Here is a 20,581-nt window from a genome sequence, read left to right on the forward strand (position 1 = left end):
ACGGTCAGCTATTTTGAGGTAATTACGTATGGACAATTTAGAAGAACAATACAAAAAGTTGAGTGAAGCTGAGCTTTTTAAGGCTTATGCTTCTTTTTTGCGCCCGTCTTATGCTGAATTTTACAAGAAGCTTGGTTATGAATTTCATGACCCAAGCAATTTGGTATTAGCATTGACGCATTCAAGTTTTGCTTATGAGCATCTTGAGCACCGAGCTGTTGATAATGAACGCCTAGAATACCTGGGCGATGCTATTTTGGAATTTATCATCAGTACTTTTTTGTTTCATCACAATGACCAAATTCAAGAGGGTGAGATGACGGCGTTAAGATCCGTTGTTGTTAGAGAAGAAACTTTGGCTTTAGCGGCTGAAGATATTAATTTGGGTGCTTATCTTTTACTTGGCCATGGTGAAGAGTTAAATGGCGGCCGTGAAAATCCATCTAATTTGGCCAATGCTTTAGAGGCACTTTTGGCAGCTATCTATATTGATTGCACTGAGGCTGACAATTCGCATGAGACAGAAGCGGAATTTTTTGCTTTACCACCTGAAGTTTACAGCATTTGTATCAAATTGTTGAAACCATATTTGTTGCAAGCGATGGCTGGCACACTCATCTATGATTACAAGTCACGCTTGATTGAATGGTCACAGGAGAAATATGAACAGGGCGATTTGCAATTTAAATTGTTAAGTCAAAATGGACCTGCACATTGTCCTGAATTTACCGTTGCGGTTTTGTTAAAAGATAAAACGATCAGCACGGGTGTTGGCAGAAGTAAAAAGGAGGCTGAACAGAGAGCAGCTAAGACTGCTTTGGAGGCTTTGCGTTGAAATTAATCTCACTCGATATTAATGGCTTTAAGTCATTTCCTGAACCAACTCATATTCAATTCCATTCCGGTATTACAGCCATTGTCGGGCCTAACGGGTCAGGCAAGTCTAACATATCAGATGCTTTGCTTTGGGTTTTAGGTGAGCAAAGTGTTAAGAGCTTGCGTGGTAGCAAAATGCAAGACCTTATATTTTCTGGCACGCAGCATCGTAAAGCACATGCTTTTGCCGAAGTAATGCTAACTTTGGATAACAGCGATCACGAATTGAATGTTGCCTATGACACAATTGAGATTAAGCGTCGTTTGTATAAAACGGGCGAGAGTGAGTATGCGATAAATCAGCATACCTGTCGCTTAAAAGACATTGTTGACCTTTTCCTAGATTCAGGTTTAGGCAAAAATGGTTATTCTTTGGTTGGACAGGGCAGAATTGATGAGATTTTGAGTGCTAGATATGAAGATAGACGCTTGATTTTTGATGAAGCTGCTGGCATTAGCAAGTTCCGCAAACGTAAAGAAGAAGCTGAACAGAAGCTGCGCTACACGGAAGATAACCTTGTGCGTATCCAAGATATTCAGCGTGAAATATCCACCCAATTACAGACCTTGGCGAAACAAGCTGAGTTAGCTCAGACATATCTTAACTTACAAGCTGAATTAACGGATCTAGATTTAGCAAGAATTTATTTTGAGCTCCATGCTTATACTGACAAGATGGCGAAGCTAAAAGCTGATAGTGCAATTTTGCAGGATGAGATAGCTACACAAGAAACGGCCAAAACGGAGCTTTTAACTGCGAATGAAAATTTGCAGGCTAAGCGTAACGCCATGCAGGCTGATATAGAGGAGCTGCAGACTAAAACAGAGAGCTTAACGTGGAAAATTAGCGAGCTTAAACAGCAGCTTGAGCTTTTGAATTTGAATCGTAGCAAATATAAACAAGAGCGCTTAGAAAAAGAACAGGCAATTGTTGATATTGAAGCAGAACTAAATAGTTTAGGTGAAAAGGTTAAGTTAGATGAACAGGCTAAAGCGAGCTTAAATGAGGAACTTTTAGTTTTAGAAGCTGAGTTATCTAAGTGGCAGACTGAATTTGGCGCATCCTTGGAGGTTAGCTCCAAGGCAGAGACTAAGTGGCAACAAGCTCAGACTCAGTTAAATAAAGAGCAAGCTAGTTATTGGCAGGATAAATCTAAGTTAGCTGATTTACAGGCTAAGCAGGCTGCGGTCAAGAGTAAGTTAGCTGTGCAAAAGACAACAGTTGAGGATTTAGCTAAACAGCTTAGCAAATTCACTAAAGAAGAAGCTAACTTAACCGAACAGGTTAATAAGGCAACAGCCAAAGAAAATGTCGCTAAAAAAGACTTAGAACAAGCCTTAGGTGCTTACAATGCCTGCAAAGTAGAAGTGCAAAAGTTAGCGAAGGCTGTGTCTGATAATGAAGCTGCGTTAAACAGCTTAACTTATCGGCAGCATGGTTTGACATTAGCTGCCAACAATTATGAGGGCTTTAACCAGAGTGTTAGACAACTTTTAACTTATGTCCGTAAGAAACTGCTTTATAGTCAAGAACAGGTTATTGGCAGCTTGGCGGACTTAATCACAGTTCCTAATGAATATGTCCATGCTATTGACAGTGTGCTTGGTCAGTCTATCCAAAATATCGTGACTGATACGGCTAAAACGGCCGCTGATTTAATTACACTTTTGAAAGAAAAACACTTTGGCCGGGCTAATTTCTTACCACTTGATAACTTGCGCTCACGTTCAATTAATGACAATGACTTGCGTAATTTGGAACGCTTAAGCGGCTTTATTGGTATTGCTTCAAATTTAGTGAACTGTAAATCTGCTTACAAAGCAGCCATTGACTTCCGGCTAGGGCGCATAATTGTCGTGGATAATTTAACAACTGCAAGAGAAGCTGCCCAATTATGCGATAGACGCTATTTGATAGTGACATTAGAGGGCGACCAAATAAGCGTAGGCGGCGCTATGTCAGGCGGCGAAAAGCAACGCAATACAGCTAGCTTGCTTTTGCTTGAACGTAGGCAAGAAATTTCTAAGTTAGATGCTGAAATTAAGGCTAGTCAACAGAATTTAGAGGCTAAGCAGGCAGAATATAAGCAAGCTGAACAGGCCTTAGGCGAAAAAGAATTATTAATAGCTAAGTTGAAACAAGTTAATGAAAATTGTCATATGGATTTGCTCGCAAAGCAGCAAGAATTAAAACAGCAGACTTTACAAAAAGAGAATTTAGCTAAGAAAGAAGCTTTTGAGCGGCAAGCTCTTAGCCAAGCTCAAGCTGAATATGCTAAGAATTATGCAAATTTGCCAGATGCAATTAGAGAGCAGGAGCAGACGTTTGCTAGTTTACAGGCTCGTGAGTTAGCTTTACAGGCTGAACGAGAGGAATTAAATAAGCAGAGTCAGTTAAGCAATGATAAACAGGCTGAATTGCATAAGTGTGAGTTGGCATTAACTGAGAAGAAGAGTGCTTTGAAGTTAAAAACAGAGCTTCTGGCCAATTTACAGGCTCAGGTGCAAAATTTGCAAGGCAAATTAGCAAATACACGCAGTTTGTTAGCCATGCTCATTAAAGATCAGGCCAATTTGGGGACAGATGAGAGTAAGTGGCAGACAGATTTACAAAAGCTGGAAAATGATTTAGCTAAGACGAAAGAACTTTCTAAGGTTAAGAATGAAGAATTAAATCAATTGGAGCAAGCTAACTCAGGCTCATTCCAAAAGTTAAATGATTTACATGCCTTATTAAGCAAGTTGAACAACCAACTGACTAGATTGCAGAATCAGGTGGACAGGGAAGAACAGACAAGACGTGAGCTTTTACAGGAATTGTGGGAGAATTATCAAAAGAGTCTGCAAGATGTACCTGATAAGCTAGAGAAAGATTATCAAGCTAAGCGCGACCTTGCTATGATTCGTGATTTAAGAGCTGAAATTAAAGCTTTGGGCCCAGTTAATGTTGAGGCAATCGAACAATACAACGATTTACAGGAACGCTATGATTTCATCGAGCAGCAACGCAGCGACATCATTGCAAGTAAGAAAGAGTTAGATCAGTTAATTGTGCAAATTACAGAGGCGATGCAGGAGAAGTTCAGCGCAAGCTTTGCTTTAATTCAGGCGAATTTCCAAGACATATTCGTTAAGCTTTTTGGCGGTGGTCAAGGCGAAATTTGCTTAGAGGAAAAGGCAGATATTTTGTCGGCTAATATTGAAATCAAAGCTTGCCCGCCAGGTAAACGTATGCAGAACATGCTTTTATTGTCAGGTGGTGAACGCTGCTTAACAGCTATTGCTTTGTTGTTTGCAATTCAGTCCTTGAAGCCTTCAGCTTTCTGCGTTTTGGATGAAGTTGAGGCAGCTTTGGATGATGCCAATATTTTCCGCTTCACTGAGTATTTGAAGAAGCAGGCGGGAAAGACACAATTTATTGTTGTGACACATAGAAAGAGCACGATGGCTGCTTGTGAGCGAATTTATGGTGTGACGATGCAAGAACGTGGTGTGTCACAAGTGTTGACTTTGGCTTTAGCAGAAGATCAGGCGAAGTTTAGCAAGATGATTGAGTAAATGAGGTGTTAGGATGGGGATTTTTGATAAATTCAAAGCCGGTTTAAGCAAGACGAGAGCTTTAATTAGCAACCAACTGCAGAGCTTGAAATTACAATTAGGCAAGTTTGATTTAGAAAAGCTAGATGAACTTGAATATAGCTTGATTCAGACAGATATGGGCGCTCAAAACGTCGATAATATCATGGAAAATTTGAAAAAGACCATGAAAGAAGCTGGGCGTGAAGATGGTGCTTTCATTCGCGAGAATTTACAAGCTCAGTTATTAGGGATTTTGGGCAAGAAACAAGAGCTTGAATTAGTGCCTGGTAAGTTAAATATCTTTTTGATGATTGGTGTTAATGGCGCTGGTAAGACAACTACTTGCGGTAAATTAGCTAAGCAATTCAAAGAAGCTGGTAAGCAAGTTATGCTGTGTGCGGCTGATACTTTTAGAGCAGCTGCAATTGAGCAATTAGAAGCTTGGGCTGTTAAATCTGAGGCTAAGTTTATCTGCCAAAAAGAAGGCTCAGATCCAGCTGCAGTTGTGTTCGATGCCTTAAGCTCGGCCCAATCGAAAGCTTATGACGTGCTCTTAGTTGATACAGCTGGCCGTTTGCATAATAAGAAGAATTTGATGTTGGAATTGGAAAAAATTAAGCGTGTAATCACAAAGACAGCCGTTGATGCTAATGTGATTACGCTTTTAGTGATTGATGCCTTGAATGGGCAAAATGCCTTGGCACAGGCGGCTAGTTTTGGCGAAAGTTGCCCAATTGACGGCTTTATCTTAACTAAGTTAGATGGGTCAGGTAAAGGCGGTGTTGCAATTGCTTTGGCTGAATTAAAAGTTGCGCCAATTGTCTATGCTGGTGTAGGTGAAGCAATTGATGACCTCATTACCTTTGATCCTGAGGCGTTTGTCGAGGCTTTATTGCCAGAAGTTTGAGTTTGCAAGTGGCTATGTTTAATTACTTCAATTAATGTGGGACTTGATAGTAAACATTGACTTTGCAAAGTAACTATTTTATAGTTTATATATTAACAGTGGGTTATTTAAATAACTCAAGCTGTAAGATGAAGTTAGAGGGTTGACAAGAATATGGAACTGTGTGAAACTGCCTTGACAGACAGACAGACAGACAGACAGCATAGCTTATGTTTGGCTGCTATTTTTGGCGACCGTAATAATTGTATAAGTACATTTAATAAGCAAGGACTAATGCCGAGTTTTCGGCAAAGGTTCTTGCTTTTTTTGTGCCAATTAAATGAAAAAATTAGATTGTGAGGTTATAAGTAGGATGAAAAAGATCATAAATAACTTATTTTCCTTAGCACTGACAGCAAGTTTGTTGGTAAGTGTTTTGCCGTGTCAAGTAAGAGCGGAAGAGGCTAAATTGCTAGATGATAAAGGTCAATTAGTAATTAGCAATCAAGCTAAATTAATGGAAAAAATTGCTGAAGCAAAAGATATCGGAGTTAAGGTTACTGAGCAAGACCAAACTAACAAAAATCTTTATGATACTGAAACTGAAAAGCTAAAGGAAGCTAAAAAGAAAATTGAAGAGAGTTATACAACTAGTATTAATAACTTAGATAATGCTATAAATGAGCAAAAGAAAAATAACGCAGCTTATTATGAGAAATTAAAAGCTTCATTTGCACCTTTCCTTAAAGATGGTTGGGATTTCGAGAAGTTTAAGAATTTTTTGTTGACACCTGATGAACAGAAATTGTCTGAAGAATTACAAGTAAAAAAGATGATGGATAGAATGAGCGGCCTGTCTATTGTGACGTCAACGAGTAATGAGACAAAATTGATTGCTAAGAATATTGGCGGTAACACGGATATTAATACAAAGAATGAAGACTATTTTACAGTTAATGACTGGTTACGTTATGGAAAAGTGTTCAAATCTGCTAATGGCGAGTGGGTCGATTTGAAAATTACATTGACGGCAGTCGAACCGATGCAAGGACAAGCAGATCAAGATACTAAGAAGGTTAATTTTGTAAGTGATAAATACAGACTAAATGAACCGTTCTTTTTCTATGGCAATAAGCATCTAACACTTAAAGTTGATTTCTTAAAACACAATACTGACGAAACAGATACTAAGACCGAGACCCCTATTTCAATATTGCCGTTAATTGTTTTTACAGATATAGATGGAAAACAGGCTGTAGAAATAAAAGAAGGTGATTTTAATGCACCATTGGCCGGAAGTAAAGTGGAGGTTGAAGGTGGCAAGTGCACTAGTGTTGATGATCAAGACAATACACAAGGGTCTAATAAAAATTTCTGGGCCTTATATGCTGGTAAACATCCAATGACGTCTTTTACTTATAAGTTTTATCAAGGAAATCCATCTGATGTATACCAAGGCTTAGGTGGCAAAGATGTAGTATACACAGCACCAACTGACAAACTAGAGAAAGTAGATTGCGTAGTCACAATCATCAAGCAACCTGTTGAGAAGAAGCCAGAACCAGAGAAACCAGTTGAACCTGAAAAGCCAAATGACGAGATTCCATATGTGCCAAGTGATCCTACAGAGCCAGTTGTTACTGAAGTTGTAGAACCTAAGGTAGGTAAAGTAGCCAAGACCGGCGAGCTTGCAAATATGGCAAGTGGGTTTGGCCTGGTTATGTTAGTTGCGTTTGCTGCATTGACTGTCAACAAGCGTAAGAAATAGTAAATTAACAAGCTGCAATTTAGCAGCTTGTCATTAAAATGAATCCAATTGAAGAGAGGAATAAAATTATGAAAACACAAATGCATGCAAATGTTTTCAAGAAAAAATGCTTGGCATCTATAACAGCTATGCTCATGGCAGCTTTGCTCGTTGTGCCAGCTAATGTTAAGGCAGTGGGAGGAAATGAGCCTACGGACCCAGAGTGCAATGATTTAGATGCAGATTTGAAATCTGGTGCTGATAGTGGAAGTGATGTTATCACTAAGAAAAAAGATGATGTAATGAGTTTCACAGGTGTACTTGGTGTAACAAAGATAAAGGATCAATTAGATGCTAAGAAGAATTCATTCAATAAATCATTCAAAAATATTTACGGTACAACAATCACAGATTGGTCAATAATATCTTTAACTGATGATGACGGTAAGACCACTGTTAAGACGTCTTTTACCGCAACATTAACATTACCCGATGGCTTGGAATTTACGGAAAATCCGACGGCTGGCCTTAGCGGTGCAAATAATAACTTTGAAATTACTAAACAAGATGGTCTAAAGATCGACAGAAAAACAAGAACTGCTACAGTCACTATGACATTAACCAAATTAGCTTATGTTAAAAACTTTCAACAGCTAGAAGAAAAAGTAAAAGGTGTAAATGAAGATCTTGAAGTTACTTTGAAAGGCGTTAAGTTTTCTAAGGAATCTAAAGGAAATACGCCATATATCATAACAGGCCAAGTATCAGGTGATTTTAGTGCCACTGCAAAATATTTATTTGTTAGTAGTATTAAAAAAGATTTTAAATTTAAATGGACTGGCAAGCAAACTGATGCTGGTAAATACAAGGATAGAAATGATATCGCTATTGCTGTTCAGTACGCTGCTGCTCCAGCCCCAGATCCAGATCCAGCTCCAGCCCCAGCTCCAGTTGAACCAGAAGTAGAAATTCCGTATGTTCCAAGTGACCCTGTAGAGCCAGTTGTTACTGAAGTTGTAGAGCCTAAGGTAGGCAAAGTTGCCAAGACAGGTGAGATGGCTAATACCGTTAACCAATTAGGCTTAATTATCCTAGCTGCCGCTAGCGTTGTAATTGCCAAGAAACACTAACATAACTATCAGCTTGAGATAGTTAACATAAGCCAGCCTATAACGGCTGGCTTTTTCAGTAGATGAGAAATTTTAAATGCCTACTTACCGGGGTGAAGAATCACAACTTTGAAATTATCACTGATTAACTACACACCGTCATATATAAATACTTGACAAGCTTCTAATATGCCTGTATACTTCAACATGTTGTGCGTGAGGTAGGATAAGTGGCAGATTTAGAGAAGACAGAAGAAATCAACGAATTGTTGGACCTATACCTGCCTTTACTGACAGAGAAACAGCAGACAGCCCTAGAGCTAGTCTATCAAGAAGACATGAGCATGCAAGAAGCAGCTTCTCTCCTAGGCATAACGAAGCAGACAGTCCATTTTAATGTGCAGAGTGGACTTAAGCATATTACAAAACTGGAAGCGAATTTGCATTTGCTCAAACGAAACAAACAATTGGACACGTTTATTTCTAAGTACAAGCAGATGAAAGAAGCAAACTTTGACTTTAGCCAATTGCAGGCTGATTTAACAGAATTACAGGTAGGAAACTAAAGCATGGCACTGTTTACAAATTTATCAGACAAGCTGCAAGCAATAACACGTAAGCTAGGTGGTAAGACACGCTTAACTGAAAAAGACATTGATCAGATGATGCGTGAAATCCGTTTAGCCTTGCTTGATGCTGACGTTTCAATCCAAGTTGTTAAAGAATTTATCAACGATGTCAAAGTTAAAGCCCATGGCCAAGATGTCATGGCTAGCTTGAGCCCAGGCCAGCAGGTAGTTAAGATCGTTCGAGATAATTTGGCGGCTGTCTTAGGTGGCGCCAATGCCAAATTAGAATTTGCCTCAGGCCCACTTACAGTTATCATGCTTTATGGTCTGCAGGGCTCTGGTAAGACAAGTACAGCTGCTAAGTTAGCTTTGTATTTGAAGAAGTTAGGCAAGCAGACTTTACTCTGCTCAGTCGATACCCATCGACCAGCTGCTGCTTTACAGCTGAAGGTTTTAGCTGATAGCATCAATGTCCCTTGCTTCATTCAACCAGATGAGAAGGACGCAACTGTTATTGCTAAGGCAGCTTTGGACAAAGCTACATATTTGATGTCCGATGTCTTAATCGTAGATACAGCTGGTCGCCAGATTGTTGATGATGAACTGATGGACGAGTTAAAGGCTATTGACAAGATTGTCAAACCAACTGAACGCTTGTTAGTTGTCGATGCGATGTTAGGTCAAGAATCAGTCAAGATTTGGCAAGCATTTGACGAAGCTGTCGGTGTTTCTGGCTTTATCATGACTAAGCTAGATGGCGATGCTAGAGGCGGTGCGGCTTTATCTATTCATAAGTTGAGCAACAAGGCAATCAAGTTCGTGACAACTGGTGAAAAGGTTGAGGCCTTGCAGGAATTTTATCCTGAACGCATGGCTGACAGAATTTTAGGCATGGGCGATGTGCTCAGCCTGATTGATCAAGTGACAGCTAAGGTTGACAAAGAGAAGATGACCCAGACAATTGATGATCTGAGTCAGAACAAGTTCACTTTGGCTACGATGTTGACTCAATTTGAGCAAGTCAAGAAGATGGGTTCATTGAAAGACATTGTCGGTATGTTGCCAGGCATGGCCAATGCCAAGCTTGATGAGAGCAAACTTGATGATCGAGTAATTGACTACAATATCGCTATCATTCGGTCTATGACGCTTAAAGAACGCTTGCATCCTAATTTGCTTGATGCTTCCAGACGTAAGCGCATTGCCAAAGGCTCTGGCCGCTCAGTTTCTGAGATCAATCTCTTGATCAAGCAATATGAGCAGACTAATAAGCTGATGAAACAGTTCCAGTTGCCTAAGCTCAAGAACAAGAACAAAAAGGGCAAGGCCAAAGGCAGCTTCAATCCGTTCAAGAAGTTGTTCGGTAATCAGTCAGCGATGGTCAGCCAAGAGAGTATGGCCGAACAAGCTAAGAAATTACTCAATGATCCGAGCATGCTGAACAATAAGCAAAATCCATTCAAATGGTAAAATAATTAAGTTAAAGACGATTGACCGTAAGGCAATTGAAATATATTAAAGGAGTTTAACTATGGCAGTTAAAATCAGATTAAAGAGAATTGGTATGAAGAAGCAACCACATTATCGTGTAGTTGTTGCTGATGCACGTGCACCACGTGATGGACGTTTTATCGAAGAGATTGGTTATTACAATCCAAAGTCTGAACCTGTTAGCTTACAATTAGATTTAGCTAAGGTCGATGAGTGGATTAAAAACGGCGCCCAACCAACTGAAACTGTTCGTTCTTTGATCCGCAAGGCAAAAGAGCAGCAGTAAGGAATGAGCAATGGAAAGACAAAGACGTCAAAGAATTTTAGATAATGTTTCTTATGAGCAAGCTTTAGTTGAATTACACGATCTTTTGCAGATCTTAGTTGAACCATTGGTTGAGCATAAGGACGAGATTAAGATTGTACCTGTTGAAAAAGAGCATCAAGTTGTTTTGCAATTATACGTGCACAACGATGATATGGGCCGCGTAATTGGTCGTGCTGGTAAGCGAGCACAGGCAATTCGTTCTTTGATCAAAGCGAAGGCTAGTCGCGTTGGCGTTAGGGTGGCAGTCGATATTGTTGATAATATAGCTTAATTTATTAGAAAAGCTCAGGTTGCTTCATATAACTTGAGCTTTTTATATTTGTAGGTGGCAAATGCGTAGCTTAAAGCAGTACTTAAAGGTTGGCCAGATTCGTACCGCACATGGTGTGCATGGCGCTTTCAAAATCGAATTATTTTCTGACGATGTCGCACGTTTAGCCTATTTGAAAAGTGCGAGATTCGTTAATCCACATGCTGAAAACGATTATCGCGATGTGGAATTGTCCTTGCAGGGGAGAAAACCAGAATCCTTGATTTTAGCAGCCTTAAATATCGAAAGCCGTGAGGAGATCATGGCATATCAGAATTGGTATGTAGAAGTTGAACGCAAAGATGCTAAAAATTTGGCTGAAGGCGAGTTCTTTGTATGTGACTTATTGCATTGCCAAGTTATCGATGCCAAATATGGTGAAATTGGCGAGGTGAAAGACCTTTTACAGAACACGTCGCAAGATGTGTTTGTGATAGCCAAAGCAGGTGAAGCAGATATTTTATTGCCGAAAGTTAAAGCGTTTATACAGGCAATCGATATTGAAAATGGCGTAATTAAAACAGCTATGCCAGATGGCTTATATGAGCTTTATCGTGCAGAAAAATAGGCTACGGCTACATAGGTACTTTGCATGCGAATTTCAGTTATTACTTTATTTCCAGACATAGTTGAAGCTTATCTTAATTGCTCCATTTTGGGCAGAGCTCGCCAAAAGAATCTGTTTGAGTGTCAGACAGTTAATTTGCGTGACTTTGGCCATGGCAAGCGTAAACAGGTGGACGATCGCTTGTTTGCTGGTACCCATGGCATGCTTTTACAAGTTGATGTAATCTGGCAAGCTTATCTAGCAAGCTTAAAGTGGCAGTGTGAGAATATAACCAATCAAGAACTGAAAACAGAGATAGCTGACTGTATTTCTAAATTACAAACGAATTTAACCGACATTGAATTTATTAACTTAGCTTCTAAATTGGCTGATTTAATTACACAAGTTCAGATTAAATTATTTTATCTGTCCCCAAAAGGCCTGACATTTAATCAGGCAACAGCAGAAGCATTTGCGCAAGCTGAGCATTTAATCTTTTTGTGTGGTCACTATGAAGGCATAGATAGCCGTGTTTTAAAGATTATGCCATGGCAGGAAATTTCATTGGGTAATTTTGTGTTGACAGGTGGCGAGTTAGCCGTTTTAGCTATGATTGATGCAAGCTTACGCCTTGTTGATGGCGTTTTACCAGCCAAAGAAGCTTATAGCAACGAATCTTTATATAATGGTGTTTTGGAAACTGAACAATTTACGCAGCCAGCTAATTGGCATGGTTTAGCAGTGCCGGAAGTTTTGACTAACGGTAACCATAAATTACAGACAGCTTATAAACAGCAAAGCAGCCTGGAGGAAACATATACCAAACGGCCTGATTTATTCAATAAAATTGTCTGGCAGACTGAGGATTTAACTACCTTCATTCAGCATTTACAAGCTAAATTAAAGCAAGATACAGATAATGAGGTATGATATGGCGAAAGATATAGATACAGAATTTTTGGAAGAAGAAGCATATTTGCACGATTGCTTGGCGTATATCAAAGGCTTACAGGGCCAACTTGAGCAAAAAATTGCTAAGTTGACTGGCAGTATGCATGAAATAAAAGAAGAAGCTTACAATGAACACATGGAATATAAAAGCGGTGCCAATATGGCCGACAATGCCGTGGTGCAGCATGAATTGTGGCAAGAACATCTGTATCAGACAGACTTAAAGAAAGAAAAGCGCAATTTGTTAAGAATGAGCTATGAACCTTATTTTGCGGCTCTAACTTTTCAGTTTCATGGTGAAGATGAGGCAGAAGTCTATCATCTAGGCCTTTCATCCTTGTTTGATGACGAAACATACAGACAGTGGGTTATAGACTGGCGTAGCCCGATTGCCTCACTTTATTACGAGGGAGAATTAGGCGAAGCTAGCTATGATGTGAATGGTGAGAAGGTCAAAGGCGATTTACTGAACAAAAAGCAGATTTTAATTCGCCGTGGCCATCTGTTGAACATTTACAATCGTTCTAATTTGATGAATGACCAACTCTTAGAGTGGGTTTTAAGTCAGCCAGCCTCACAGCATTTGGAGCAGATTGTTTCAACAATTCAAAGTGAGCAAAACAGCTTAATTAGAGCAAGGGAGCAGCAGAACTTATTAATTTACGGGGTAGCTGGCTCAGGTAAAAGCTCAATAGCTTTGCACCGTGTCTCTTATTTGCTTTACCTCCATCGTGATTGGGATTCAAGTAGCTTTTTGTTCATTTCCCCCAATGAGCAGTTTGCCGAATATATTTCGGAGCTCTTGCCGAATTTGAATGATGAAAATATCAGCACATTAACCTTGGCTAACTTGTATCGTAGCTTGTTTTTGCATAAGCAGTTAAGATTGGCGCAATTTAATTTCAGAGAAGTCAAAGGTGAGACCAAAGCGCTTTTTGCCAGCTTCAAATTTGTTGACTGTGTGCAAGCCTTTATAAAATCTTTCACTAAGTCCAATTTTAAGCCCCATGATTTGATTTTGGATGAATTACAGGTTGAATCTGAAACATTGCTGGATTTGTATCAGCGTGAGTTTGCAAGTGAAGCTCCGTTCCAACGCCCAGCTTTAATGTTCGATTACTTACAGAAAGAATTGCATGCTAAGGCTTTCAAATATCAAGCCGATGACATAAAAGCTGAGTTACAGTCCATGTTAAAGACAATCGATTTGGTTGAGATTTTAAGTCAATTTTATGCAAGCAAAGAGTTTAAGGCGTGGGTAGAAGCTTTGATAGAAAGTGAGCAAGCTTTGTGTAAAGCAAAATGCCAATCGGTTAATTCCAAGCTGGATGAGATTGATCGAATTATCTTAGCTTATTTATTGGTGGACTTCTATCGCGACTATGACACATATCTAGTCAAGCATTTGCTGATTGATGAAGCGCAGGATTTACTTGCCATTGAACATGTGCTTCTAGCTAATTTGTTCAAAGTGGACAAAACCATTTGTGCTGACTTTAATCAGGCAATTTATTGGCCACAGGCTAAGGACTTTTCAGAAGAATTAAAAGACTATTATGCCAAGCAGAAACACTTGTTGTTCAAAGTAATTAATGTAGCTTATCGCTCAACGTATGAGATTACTGAATTTTGCCGTCGCTTTATTCCAGGAACTGAACTTCAAGCTGTTAAACGTCATGGCTCAGATGTGAAATTAACCTGTTTAGGTCAGACTAATGTTGATTGCTTTAAGGCTAAATTAACAGATATTGAGCCGTCATTAGATGTTACTTACACTAAGTTCATGCAGGGAGAAGACAAGCGGCATAGCTTGGCAATCATCGTGCCGAATGAAATGTGGAAAGAGGCTCTAAAGACCCAAATTAAAGATAGTAAGTGGCAGAAGGCATTAGCTAGATACGAAATGACAGCTGGTAATAAGCCAGTGTTAGAGAATTTGCTGCAAAAAGATGAAGATGAGCAAATGAAAGAGTTCAAATTGGCCGTGCATACAGCTAAGTCGGCGAAAGGCATGGAGTTTGATACTGTCTTAGTTTATCCAGTTGATAAAGAACTGTACCAAGATAAGCAGGCTAATTTACAGCTGTATGTTGCTTGTAGCCGTGCCTTACACAATTTGGAAATCTTTTATTACAACGACAAAAGCTTGATTGACTAATTTCGCTTCAGCTTTTAAGCATAAGCAAGCAAAGCCAAATAAGCAAAATAAGCCAAATTTAGTTAGTAGTTAAAAATAAGAGCTTGACTTAGTTTAGTGCCCATATAGCGCTAAAGGTCAGGCTCTTTTGCTTGCTTGAAATATTAATTACAATTTGTTTTGGCCAAAGGATATTGCGCTTGCCAAAGCTTAGCATAAAGTCCGTTTTTGTTAAGGAGTTCCATATGATTGCCGCGTTCTTGAATAGCGCCATCTTTGACAACCAAGATTAAATTAGCATTGGCGATACTGACTAGGCGATGGGCGACAACTAGGAGAGATTTTGTCTGACTTAGCTTGCGAATTGCTGTTTGAATTTTGACTTCACTAAAGCAATCAACAGCAGAACTAGCTTCGTCAAGGAGAATAATTTTACTCTCGCGCAAGAATAATCTTGCTAATGAAAGAAGCTGCATCTGGCTATAAGAAAGCATCAGCGCGCCTGGGCCAATTAAAGTATCTAGCTGTTTAGGCAGACGCTTGATGAATTTCTCTAACTGAGCAGCTTTGCAAGCCTGCCAAAGTTCAGCTTCACTTGCTTTTTCATTGGCAAAGTAGAGATTTTCTCTGATTGTGCCATAGAAAATCCAGCTATCTTGTAAGACCAAGGCGAAATTTTGTCGCCAAATTGGCTTAGAATAGCACTTAGCATTCAGCTGATTCAAGCTGATTTTGCCAGATTGTGGCTCATAAAATTGCATGAGCAAATTGATAATTGTACTTTTACCAGAGCCAGAAGGACCTACGATAGCCAAAGTTTGGCCTTTTTCTAAGCTGAAAGAAACATCATGCAGAATCTCTTTGCCCAGTTTATATGAAAAGTTAATATGCTCAGCTTTTAATTCACCGTTTGGAGTTTTGCTTGTAAGCTCCTTAATGTCTGAAACTATGTTGTCTGAGTGAGCGCTATCTGCATTATTCATATTACTAGCATTATCTACAGTATCAGCGTTAGCAATGTTGTCTACGTTGAAGCTGCTTTCAGATTCACTTAGCGTGCTATGAAGATGCTCATTTAGTTCAGACACAGCTACTTTTGCTTTTTCTAATTCAGCCAGCACACCATTTAAGTCACTAAAGGGCTTGCTAAATTCATTTGTATAGGTCAAGAAAGCTGTCAAGCTAGCTAAGTTAACTTGCCCCATCTGGAGAAAGATTAGGCCAAAGAGGGCAACTAAAATATAGATGACGTTATTCAAAATACGGTTGAGGGGATTTGCGAGGGAGGAATAAAAGATAGCTTCTTGCCAAAAGTTTTTCACCTCATGATTATGCTTATTAAAAGCTTCGACAGCATACACTTGATTGCCTTGTTGCTTAATGCGCATGATGGACTTAGCTGATTCAGAGACTTGACTTGTCTGCTTAGCTTGCGCAGCTTGGGCCAGACTAAAATAACGATGTGTATTTTGGCTGATAAAGCGGGTGACTAGGAAAGCCAAAGGGCTTAGGCAGACAATGATTAAAGTCAAATAAATATTCAGCTTGAGCATGATGGCAAAACTGAAAATCAGGCTAAAGAGGGCGGTAAAAAATTGTTTGTAATACATTTCAATGCCTTGGGCAAGATAGTCTAAATCTAGTAGGAGAATATTGTTTAACTCGCCGCTTGTCAGGCCGTTAGCCTGCGCATATTGCTGATAATTAAAGAGATTAAAGAGGTTTTGACGTAGTTGGCAGATAGCGCTGATGCTGAATTTGTAAATTAAGAGCTCCAAGCAAACACTTGTCACACTGTGAACAAAGATTAGGCCAGTGAACATCAGAGCTAATTCAGAAAAATTGTGAGCGCCAGTTTCAACAGCTAATTCTTTAATTAATTGTCCGACCATAAAAGGCATGAAAGCGAGGCTGACGCCATTTAGGAGGCAGCAAGCTAGGGTAGCTAAATGATAGAGCTTATAGTTAACCAGTTTAATGTCGCTTTCAATTTGGCTGCTCTGCTCTAGCTTAGTTTGACTTAATGTGAGTAGAGCGATGAGATCGTGACTAGAAAAATTCATAAGTTTACGCATGCTTGAGCTCCTTTGTCATTAGGAAATTCTAATTTGTATAGTTCTTGATAATAAGGATTTGACTTAAGTAAGTCTTGGTGCTTGCCTTCAGCAATAATCCTTTGATCCTGCAGGATAGAGATACATTCGCTGTTGATCAAGGTCGCTAGGCGTTGGGAGAGGCAGATGACCAAGCAATCTTGGCTGATTTTTTGGACATTGCGTAGTAATTTAAGCGCCGTACTCAGATCCAAGGCTTGCAAAAAGTCATCCAGAATCAGAATATCAGGCTGCCTAAACAAGGCAATGGCCAAGGCTAAGCGGGCTAATTGCCCACCTGAGAAGTTGTTCGATTGCTCATTAACGAGACAATCAAGGCCACCTTTGGCTTTGACAAAGTCTATAGCCTCTGTTAGCTCCAAAGCATGCCAGATTGCTTCTGTGTTTTTAGCACTGTTTAAGTTTGCATCGGACATGGAGCCATAACGGAAATTACTTCGCAGTGTTCCTGCTAACAGTTTAGGTGCCTGTTCAACATAGGCAACATGTTCATTAAGAAAAGCAGCTTTTTCATTAGCATCCTTGAATTTAAGTAGCTTGCCATTTGTCTTAATTTCAACATTATCACTTTTATATAAGCCAGCTAAAATTCTAGCCAATGTGCTTTTGCCGCTTGCTTGTAAGCCAAAAATTCCGTAAATACAGCCACTATGCATTTCTGGCAAATTCAGATTTTCCAAAACAGGCAAATTATCCTTGGTATAAGTGAAAGTTAAGTTCTTGACTATAAGTGAATAGCTTTTTGCTGGGATTGGTTTAATTGTGGACTTGGGGTTGTTTACATTAATTACATTGCTTGCATTAAGATCTAGCTTAGCTTCGGCCTTCAGCTTGAAAAAAGTTTGAATTAACTGATAGCTACCGATGGCCTTACTTAGCGTAACTAGCAAATTAGCGAATTTAATTGTTTCAATCAGGCTTTTACTAAAATAACTATAAATGGCAATCAAGGTTGCGGCATTTAGGCGCAAGCTGAAGGGCAAGCTGTAATAAGAAAAGAGACAATAGAGCAAGGCAAAGTTAATTAATGCTTGGCTTAATGGGGCGATATAGGCATTTAAGAGTGAGAATTGACGCTTAAAATAAGCTTCTTCTCGGTTCGTTTTAGCAAATTTGTTGATGATTTTACTTTCGGCATTGAAAGCGCGAATGCAGCTTAAACCGCTTTTTGACTCGGCAATTTGACGAAAAATCTGCTTCGTTTTGCTTTGCATTTCTTTGTAAGCACTCAAGCTTTTTCTTAAAAAATAGCTGATCATGAGGCTGATAACTAAAATAGCAATAGCCAAAATTAAGGCCGCTTTAGGCTGAATGATGAAGGTCATGATTAGAGAGCCGATAATAATGAAAGGCGAACGAATGAGTAAGCGGAGGCCTAAGTTGAGGCCATTTTGAATAGCTAAGCAATCACTGACAATTCTTGTGTTTAGATAATCTTGTCCCAAACTCGTTTGACTCAAACTATCAAGCTCCATGTAGTGCTTGTAAATTTTGCTTCGCAATTTAGCCGTATAATCCGTAGCTGCTTTGCTTGCAAAATATTGAGCAGCAATTGCGAGAATACCAGTTAATAGAGAGAGAAGAATAATTAGCTGGAATTTTGAATTTCTTAAAAGGAGCTTAATTGTCTCTATGTAACTGACGCTTTCACTTTGTTTACTAGACATCAGGGTGATCAGGCTGATCATGAGGTAGGGGATTAAAAGTTCAAAGATTGTTTCACCTAACTTGCAGAGTGGGCCAAATACGATGGACCATTTCTGTATAATCGAGGCATTCTCTGTTTTGTCGTTTTCCATAGTCGCTCCTAAATTATTAAATAAATATAACTATAACGCTACTTGCCATCTGCATTACTTTCAATGCTAATTATAAACAATTTGTTATAAGCTGCCTGCAAGCATAACAATATTTTGCTATTACCTATAAAATATAGACAAGTCCTAAGGAAAGAGGTAAGAAGATGGATAAGAAGTTACAAGAAATGTTGAATGTTTACTGTGCTAATTTCGGTTTGGGTTATATCAAGGTTTGTAACCTACACTGGAATGTTAAAGGTAAAGGCTTCATTACAGCCCACAAGTACTTAGAGTCAGAATACGAGAATTGGGCAGAATATTTGGACGAAGTAGCAGAACATTTGCGCATCAATGGCGTTTGCCCACCTGCAACATTGAAAGCTTATCTTGAATTAGCTACACTCAAAGAGAAAGTTTCTGAAGAAGTAGAATGCATGGATGCTTACCAAATTTGGTATAAGGACATGGAGACACAATGTGCTTTAGCTAAAGAGATCAGAGCTTATGCTGATGAAATTGGTGCAGTTGATACAGCTAATATGTTGGACGACCAAATTGCTGATTTCAACAAGGCTTTGTGGATGTTGAAGATGCAAATTAGCGATTAAACTATAATAAGTAAGTTTAATTTGAAAGTGAACACCATCAGTTGAATAGCTGGTGGTGTTTCGTGTTATTATTGGAATGCATAAAGTAAATTAGGAGTAGACGAAGATGCTGAGTTATAGAGATAGAAAATTTGGTAAATTTACTTATTTTAAGCAAGCTCTGAGCCTAGTCTTAACAAGCTTGATTCTAGTTGGCTGTCATAGGGTAGATGTGCCAACGATTGGTGATAGTGCCAAACGTAAGGCCAAACAGCAAGTGGTTGATGTGAACAAAGTTGAACAGGAGAAAGTCCCAGTCGATGTTCGATTTAGCCCAAGAGAGGTGACGAAGAATAATGTGCAGACTGAGGCTAAAGGCGCATGGGAAGTGTGGCCCAAAGCTATTTCCGTGCCGCTCAAAATTGATGTTGATATGGCAGCGTTTAATCAGCGGACTTTCAAGAACAAACCTTTGTCAGATGCCGTAATTTTCATCGATCCTAGCCATGGTAGCAGCCTTGATTTGGGCTCAACGGGCGAAGTTAAAGGTAGAACTGTTTCAGAAGCTGAAATTACTATCTCTCTAGCTAATAAGTTAAAAGTTGTGCTTGAAAATCTGGGCGCCAAAGTAATTCTTTTAAGAGAAAATGATGATTGGCGTTCTTTGCATTATCGTATTGCTAAAGTGGGCGCTTGGACGGTTGATTACGTTAAACCACAGATTGAAAAGTCGCAGACTGATAGCAAGTGGCTAGATGAAATTGCTGATGGTATGAAAGACATCATGGAGCGCAATAACGACCGCCAAGATTTGCCCAAAGAAAGCTCTGGCTTAGGTGTAGCCTGGGGCTATGGTGTCAGCGCTACGATGCGCCAATTGTTTGATTTAGAGAGCCAGATTCGTCAAGTGATTGTTTTATCTCTAAATATGAGTGCAACAAGTCAGCTTGAGAATCAGATAAAGGGCTTTTTGGCATACTATTTGAATTCTGATTTTATCTTTGAAAATGAATTACAAAACATGAACGGCCAACCAGATACCAACGGTAGCTTTGCTTTTGCTTCAAATGAACGAGCTAACCCAGCTTATACTTACAAGAATGATGCTGAGCGTGAGCGCCTAGCTAAGAGTATTTATGATGCAGTAGTTGGCAAAATCACGCATTTTGCGAGAAATGCAGAAACTGGTAAGCAAGTTGGCCCAGCTAATTTCACAATTTTGCGTGAGACAGGTTATGCTTCAGCGGCTTTACAGTGCGGCTTTATCAGCGATGAGGGCGATTTGAGTTGGATTTTGGATGAAGATAATCAAAACAATTTAGCGCAGGCAATCGGTAAAGGCATTTATAACTATTATTGCACGGCTAATTGGCCTTTAATTGACGGCTTAAGTCATTCCAATGATAAGAATTGGAAATCAGCTAGCGATGCTTACCGTGAGAAAAAATCAGGGGTTCAAAATCAAGCTCCAGTCAAAGCCAGTGAAGCTATGTCTACAAGTAGTGAAAGTGAGCCAACTTCGACAGAAAAATCTGCCTAATTTTGGCCAAG

General features: G+C 39.4%; 16 protein-coding genes. 14 read left to right on the plus strand and 2 right to left on the minus strand.

Annotated elements, in window-relative coordinates:
* Positions 1-28 precede the first annotated feature (28 nt).
* The 12 genes from rnc to PYS62_RS04265 all read left to right on the plus strand — a co-directional run bounded on the left by rnc (position 29) and on the right by PYS62_RS04265 (position 14,551).
* Entirely contained in the window at positions 29-835 is an 807-nt protein-coding gene (gene rnc, locus PYS62_RS04210; protein WP_066714013.1) for a ribonuclease III, read from the plus strand.
* The gene (smc, locus tag PYS62_RS04215; RefSeq protein WP_066714011.1) at positions 832-4,434 is read left to right on the plus strand and encodes a chromosome segregation protein SMC; all 3,603 of its coding nucleotides are present in this window, start codon (positions 832-834) and stop codon (positions 4,432-4,434) included. Before rnc ends, smc begins: the two co-directional genes overlap by 4 nt.
* 13 nt (positions 4,435-4,447) lie before the next feature.
* Complete coding sequence (gene ftsY / locus PYS62_RS04220) at positions 4,448-5,362, plus strand: signal recognition particle-docking protein FtsY (RefSeq protein WP_066714009.1); 915 nt, start codon at positions 4,448-4,450, stop codon at positions 5,360-5,362.
* A gap of 352 nt (positions 5,363-5,714) precedes the next feature.
* Positions 5,715-7,109 carry a hypothetical protein gene (locus tag PYS62_RS04225; protein WP_315574156.1) on the plus strand — a complete coding sequence of 465 codons (1,395 nt, stop codon included), beginning with the start codon at positions 5,715-5,717 and terminating at the stop codon, positions 7,107-7,109.
* 68 nt (positions 7,110-7,177) lie between these two features.
* The gene (locus PYS62_RS04230; protein ID WP_315574157.1) at positions 7,178-8,218 is read left to right on the plus strand and encodes a hypothetical protein; all 1,041 of its coding nucleotides are present in this window, start codon (positions 7,178-7,180) and stop codon (positions 8,216-8,218) included.
* Positions 8,219-8,427: 209 nt separating this feature from the next.
* Positions 8,428-8,763 (plus strand): sigma factor-like helix-turn-helix DNA-binding protein, encoded by a 336-nt coding sequence (locus PYS62_RS04235; RefSeq protein ID WP_066715272.1) that lies wholly within the window; start codon positions 8,428-8,430, stop codon positions 8,761-8,763.
* 3 nt (positions 8,764-8,766) lie between these two features.
* Positions 8,767-10,236, plus strand: coding sequence for a signal recognition particle protein (gene ffh, locus PYS62_RS04240; protein ID WP_082714398.1), 1,470 nt, complete (start codon positions 8,767-8,769; stop codon positions 10,234-10,236).
* A 61-nt stretch (positions 10,237-10,297) separates the two neighbouring features.
* Positions 10,298-10,543: a 30S ribosomal protein S16 gene (rpsP, locus tag PYS62_RS04245; RefSeq protein WP_066715271.1), complete on the plus strand. Its 246-nt coding sequence runs from the start codon at positions 10,298-10,300 to the stop codon at positions 10,541-10,543.
* Between the two features lie 10 nt (positions 10,544-10,553).
* Positions 10,554-10,856, plus strand: coding sequence for a KH domain-containing protein (locus tag PYS62_RS04250; RefSeq protein WP_066715270.1), 303 nt, complete (start codon positions 10,554-10,556; stop codon positions 10,854-10,856).
* Between the two features lie 61 nt (positions 10,857-10,917).
* Entirely contained in the window at positions 10,918-11,463 is a 546-nt protein-coding gene (rimM, locus tag PYS62_RS04255) for a ribosome maturation factor RimM (RefSeq protein ID WP_066715269.1), read from the plus strand.
* 24 nt (positions 11,464-11,487) lie between these two features.
* Positions 11,488-12,372, plus strand: coding sequence for a tRNA (guanosine(37)-N1)-methyltransferase TrmD (gene trmD / locus PYS62_RS04260; RefSeq protein WP_066715259.1), 885 nt, complete (start codon positions 11,488-11,490; stop codon positions 12,370-12,372).
* Between the two features lies 1 nt (position 12,373).
* Complete coding sequence (locus tag PYS62_RS04265) at positions 12,374-14,551, plus strand: HelD family protein (RefSeq protein WP_066715256.1); 2,178 nt, start codon at positions 12,374-12,376, stop codon at positions 14,549-14,551.
* Between the two features lie 143 nt (positions 14,552-14,694).
* Here PYS62_RS04265 and PYS62_RS04270 read toward each other — a convergent pair whose 3' ends face one another.
* The gene (locus PYS62_RS04270) at positions 14,695-16,605 is read right to left on the minus strand and encodes an ABC transporter ATP-binding protein (RefSeq protein ID WP_066715254.1); all 1,911 of its coding nucleotides are present in this window, start codon (positions 16,603-16,605) and stop codon (positions 14,695-14,697) included.
* Positions 16,590-18,443 (minus strand): ABC transporter transmembrane domain-containing protein, encoded by a 1,854-nt coding sequence (locus tag PYS62_RS04275; protein ID WP_066715251.1) that lies wholly within the window; start codon positions 18,441-18,443, stop codon positions 16,590-16,592. The genes PYS62_RS04270 and PYS62_RS04275 overlap by 16 nt, the downstream gene beginning before the upstream one ends.
* A 164-nt stretch (positions 18,444-18,607) precedes the next feature.
* Between PYS62_RS04275 and PYS62_RS04280 the strand changes: the two genes are divergently transcribed.
* Positions 18,608-19,051, plus strand: coding sequence for a Dps family protein (locus PYS62_RS04280; protein ID WP_066715249.1), 444 nt, complete (start codon positions 18,608-18,610; stop codon positions 19,049-19,051).
* A gap of 106 nt (positions 19,052-19,157) precedes the next feature.
* Positions 19,158-20,570 carry an N-acetylmuramoyl-L-alanine amidase family protein gene (locus tag PYS62_RS04285; RefSeq protein ID WP_066715247.1) on the plus strand — a complete coding sequence of 471 codons (1,413 nt, stop codon included), beginning with the start codon at positions 19,158-19,160 and terminating at the stop codon, positions 20,568-20,570.
* Positions 20,571-20,581 lie beyond the last annotated feature (11 nt).

The sequence above is a fragment of the Amygdalobacter nucleatus genome (assembly GCF_029167365.1).
Taxonomy (GTDB): Bacteria; Bacillota; Clostridia; order Saccharofermentanales; family Fastidiosipilaceae; genus Amygdalobacter; species Amygdalobacter nucleatus.

What these genes read in the sequence shown, in the direction of transcription:
- rnc (WP_066714013.1), top strand. Translation starts at nt 29, where the DNA reads ATGGACAATTTAGAAGAACAATACAAAAAGTTGAGTGAAGCTGAGCTT.
- ftsY (WP_066714009.1), top strand. Translation starts at nt 4,448, where the DNA reads ATGGGGATTTTTGATAAATTCAAAGCCGGTTTAAGCAAGACGAGAGCT.
- PYS62_RS04225 (WP_315574156.1), top strand. Translation starts at nt 5,715, where the DNA reads ATGAAAAAGATCATAAATAACTTATTTTCCTTAGCACTGACAGCAAGT.
- PYS62_RS04230 (WP_315574157.1), top strand. Translation starts at nt 7,178, where the DNA reads ATGAAAACACAAATGCATGCAAATGTTTTCAAGAAAAAATGCTTGGCA.
- ffh (WP_082714398.1), top strand. Translation starts at nt 8,767, where the DNA reads ATGGCACTGTTTACAAATTTATCAGACAAGCTGCAAGCAATAACACGT.
- rpsP (WP_066715271.1), top strand. Translation starts at nt 10,298, where the DNA reads ATGGCAGTTAAAATCAGATTAAAGAGAATTGGTATGAAGAAGCAACCA.
- PYS62_RS04250 (WP_066715270.1), top strand. Translation starts at nt 10,554, where the DNA reads ATGGAAAGACAAAGACGTCAAAGAATTTTAGATAATGTTTCTTATGAG.
- rimM (WP_066715269.1), top strand. Translation starts at nt 10,918, where the DNA reads ATGCGTAGCTTAAAGCAGTACTTAAAGGTTGGCCAGATTCGTACCGCA.
- trmD (WP_066715259.1), top strand. Translation starts at nt 11,488, where the DNA reads ATGCGAATTTCAGTTATTACTTTATTTCCAGACATAGTTGAAGCTTAT.
- PYS62_RS04265 (WP_066715256.1), top strand. Translation starts at nt 12,374, where the DNA reads ATGGCGAAAGATATAGATACAGAATTTTTGGAAGAAGAAGCATATTTG.
- PYS62_RS04270 (WP_066715254.1), bottom strand. Translation starts at nt 16,605, where the DNA reads ATGCGTAAACTTATGAATTTTTCTAGTCACGATCTCATCGCTCTACTC.
- PYS62_RS04275 (WP_066715251.1), bottom strand. Translation starts at nt 18,443, where the DNA reads ATGGAAAACGACAAAACAGAGAATGCCTCGATTATACAGAAATGGTCC.
- PYS62_RS04280 (WP_066715249.1), top strand. Translation starts at nt 18,608, where the DNA reads ATGGATAAGAAGTTACAAGAAATGTTGAATGTTTACTGTGCTAATTTC.
- PYS62_RS04285 (WP_066715247.1), top strand. Translation starts at nt 19,158, where the DNA reads ATGCTGAGTTATAGAGATAGAAAATTTGGTAAATTTACTTATTTTAAG.